This window comes from Paenibacillus ihuae (genome assembly GCF_001368795.1).
GTDB lineage: Bacteria > Bacillota > Bacilli > Paenibacillales > Paenibacillaceae > Paenibacillus_AQ > Paenibacillus_AQ ihuae.
In genome coordinates this window covers 2,989,160-2,993,229 of record NZ_LN831198.1, presented here as the reverse complement: position 1 = coordinate 2,993,229, position 4,070 = coordinate 2,989,160, and the positions used below count along the sequence as shown (strand labels likewise).

The 4,070-nt window shown below is 52.3% G+C and carries 1 protein-coding gene; it reads left to right on the top strand.

Annotated elements, in window-relative coordinates; genetic code table 11:
* Positions 1-4,070: LamG-like jellyroll fold domain-containing protein (locus tag AQR02_RS31340; protein ID WP_159067761.1), on the top strand; the 4,070-nt coding region annotated here is incomplete at both ends.

Here is a 4,070-nt window from a genome sequence, read left to right as displayed (position 1 = left end):
ACCGGCTGTTTCAGTTAGATGCTTCTTCGGCTGCTGCCGCACCTAAAGATGCTGCGGATCTTCCGGAGTGGAGCAGGGAGGCCGTGCTTTCCTTGCTGGGCGACGGCTTCCTCAGCGGTTACGGGGATGGCAGCTTCAAAGGCTTGCGTTCGGTAACCAGAGCAGAAGCACTGCGCATGATCAGTAAGCTGTCAGGACAAATCATTCTTAAGAGCGGCAGCTATAACGGCCTAAATGCCCGGAACGTAGTTATTGGTGCTGCCGGAGTAGAGCTCAAGAACACCAGCATCGCGGGTAACCTGTATCTCACCGAAGGCATTGCTGAAGGGGATATTACACTCGATAATGTAAAGGTTGCAGGGAAAATCGTGGTGAACGGGGGCGGGGAAAATAGCGTTGTCCTGAACAATTCAACGGCTGCTGTCTTAGTCGCTGACAAAAAGAACGGGAAGCTGCGCATTGCGTCTAAAGGCAGCAGTGCTGTTGCGGAGGTAAAGGTTCAGTCGGGTGTCAAACTCGAAGAAGATGCTGCGGCAACCGGAACAGGGTTCAGTAAAGTTACTGTGGAACAGGCACTGCCTAAATCTGCACTTATTCAACTGAGCGGCAGCTTCGACACGGTAATCATGAACGCACTCGGCGAGCCGACTTTGTACTTAAGCAAAGGCAAAATCTCTGAAATGACGCTGAACCGCAAGGCTGGGATCCGTTTGGAAGCCGGAACGGAAATCATCAATCTGATTCCAAATGTGAGCGAAGCTATCAATATTCAAGGCGGCGGAAAGGTGTCATTTGATCAGAAGTACAGCTCCCTGATCAAGCTGGAGACACCGGCACCGACAGCTACAGCCACAGCGACAGCGGCAGTAAGCAGCGGCGGCGGAACTACACCATCACCGACAGCTACGGCTACTCCGGCACCGACAGCTACAGCTACGCCGGCACCATCGCCTACGGTTTCGCCTGCTCCTTCACCGGAGGCGACTGCGCCGGCGTTCAGCAACGTATCCGTGCATGACCCATCGGTGGTTAAGGACGGGGATACCTATTATGTCTTTGGTTCGCATATTGCAGCAGCCAAAACTAAGGATCTGATGAACTGGAGCACCTTCACTAACGGCTACACTACGCCGGATAACGCGATCTTCGGCGATCTGTCCACCAATCTGGCGGAATCCTTCGCCTGGGCCGGGGAGAATGACTCGGACAGCAAAGGCGGCTTCTCCGTCTGGGCACCTGATGTGTTCTGGAATGCGGATTATGTGAACAAGGATGGAAGTAAGGGCGCTTATATGATGTATTATTGCACCTCTTCCACCTATATCCGTTCTGCTATTGGCTACGCAGTTTCGCAGAATATTGAAGGACCTTACGTTTACGGCGGAACAGTGCTGTATTCCGGCTTCACTGCAGACGAAGCATATGATGCCAATAGTACGGTCAACAAAAAGTGGACCAATACCAACATTCAGGCGCTGATTGACAACGGGACGCTGGATGGCATGAATCCGGCCTGGTTCAATACGAATGGTACGTACAATAACAAAATGTATACCAACGCGATTGATCCGACCCTGTTCTATGATGAAGACGGAAAGTTGTGGATGACCTACGGATCATGGTCAGGCGGGATTTTCGTGCTTGAAGTAGATCCGGCGACCGGCGAGCCGAAGTATCCGGGAGAAGACGGAACGACTGCAGACGGCAGAATCATTGACCGTTATTTTGGAACGAAAATTTCCGGCGGTAATTATAAATCGGGCGAAGGCCCTTATGTGGTTTATGACAAGAATACGGATTATTACTATCTGTATGTCACCTACGGCGGACTGGCATCTGACGGCGGCTACAATATGCGGCTGTTCCGTTCCGCGAATCCTGACGGTCCTTACAAGGATGCTTCAGGACAGGATGCCGTATTGGCTACCGATGCAGATCATTCGGCAATCGGCAATAAACTGCTGGGGAATTTCCTGTTCAGCAATCTGAACGGAGTGGCTGATTTCCCTACGTACGGTTATGTATCCTCAGGGCATAATTCAGTCTATTATGACGAGGAAGAGGGCAAGATCTTCAACTTCTTCCATACGAGATTCCCGCTTCGCGGCGAAACCCATGAGGTGCGGGTTCATCAGATGTTCATGAATGAAGATGCCTGGCCGGTTGTCGCACCGCACCGTTATTCCGGTGAGACCCTGTCCAAGGTAGAGCGGGCCGATGTAATCGGTGCTTATCAGTTCGTGAATCACGGCGAGGATACCTCGGCCAAGATCAAATCAACGGTTGATGTTGAACTGCTGGAAGATGGTACCCTTGGCGGAGCGGTTAGCGGGACTTGGGAGCTTGCAGGCGATTATTACGCCCATCTGCTGATCAACGAAACAGACAATGGCAGTCCTGTGCAAAGACTTTACAAAGGCGTTTTTGTAAAGCAATGGGATTCTACCCGGAAAGACAATGTTATGGTCTTTACGGCAATGTCTGACCAGGGCGTAGCGGTCTGGGGCAGTGCCATTGAACTTCTTAGCGATGATGAACTGGTTGTAAATGTGGCGAATAGCCTCACGCTGGGCGATACAAGCAAGGTCTACCGTGATCTGAAACTGCCGGTTTCCGGCGTACACGGTGCAGTTATTACCTGGGCTTCTTCCAACGAAGCTGTAGTTGCAGCAGACGGCAAAGTAAGCCGCCCGGAAGCGGGCAGCGGAAATGCTACTGTGGAGCTTACAGCCACTATCAAGCTTGGTGAAGCGACCCGAACCAAAACCTTTACAGTGGTTGTAGTACAGCTCAGCGGCACTCAGCTCGAAGACGGTCTGGTTGCAGCATACGATTTTGAAGGCAATCTGGCAGAGAGCGGTGACCGCCTGGCGGCAGGCACAGTCACAGGCAAGCTGATTAACACCACAGATGGAATAGTAAGCTATGTGGATGGGGAAGCCGGCAAGGCCGTTAAGCTGGACGGCAGCTCCGGTGTCCGCCTGCCGGACGGACTGATCAGCAGCAATGCTTATACAATCAGCCTATGGCTGAATCCAGAGCAGCTGACCGCCTATACAACTGCATTTTTCGGGGCCCAATCTTCAACCAACTGGATAAGCCTTCTGCCATACGGCAATGGTGCAGCAACCACACGCATGTGGTTCGGCAGTGATACCTGGCTGGACGCGGATGCCGGTCTGCAGATTCCGGCAGGCAAGTGGTCGCATATCACATTCACGTATGATGCCGGAGCAGTTAAGCTGTATGTGAACGGAGTGCTGAAATATTCAGGCACCTCCTTTACAGATGTTTTCAAAGGAACGGACGGTGTGTTTGCCCTTGGTGTCAACTATTGGGATATCCCTTATAAGGGACTCATCGACCAGTTCCGGGTCTATGAGAAGGCACTGACTCCGGAAGCCGTCGGCTGGCTTGTTAACGGTGAACCAGATGCAAATGTCAAGGTGACTTCCATTTCTTTTGCGGATGCAGAGAAAAGTGTAGCCACAGGCAATACCTTTACTCCGCAGCCTGTGATCCTTCCGGGTAATGCCGGAAACCGGGTTCTGACATGGACCTCTAGTGCACCTGAAATTGCTGAGGTTGATTCCGTAACAGGTGTGGTAACCGCGAAGACAGTCGGTGAAACGGTCATTACCGCAGCTTCCACCGATGGCAGCAGTGTCACAGGCAGCTATACTGTAAAAGTAACGGACGGGCTTGTCGCCGTGTACTCTTTTGACGGGGACTTGAGGGATTCGCTCCAGCTCGCCGGTGAAGGCAGAGCAACAGGTGCGCCAATCGGCAGCACCACTGTTGGAAGTATTACCTATGGGACTGGAGTTTCGGGTCAAGCTGCACTATTTGACGGAAAGTCCGGTATCCGCCTTCCTGACGGCTTGATCAACAGCAATAGCTACTCCGTTTCCATGTGGCTGAATCCCGAGCAGCTGACCAACTATACGACAGCCTTCCTTTGGAGCAAGCTCGAACAGCAGCTGGATCAGCCTTGTACCGCAGCTCGCAGACAAAGAAACTGTGCTATGGGCGAATGCGGCCTATCCAGGCAAATGCCGGATTCAAAATCG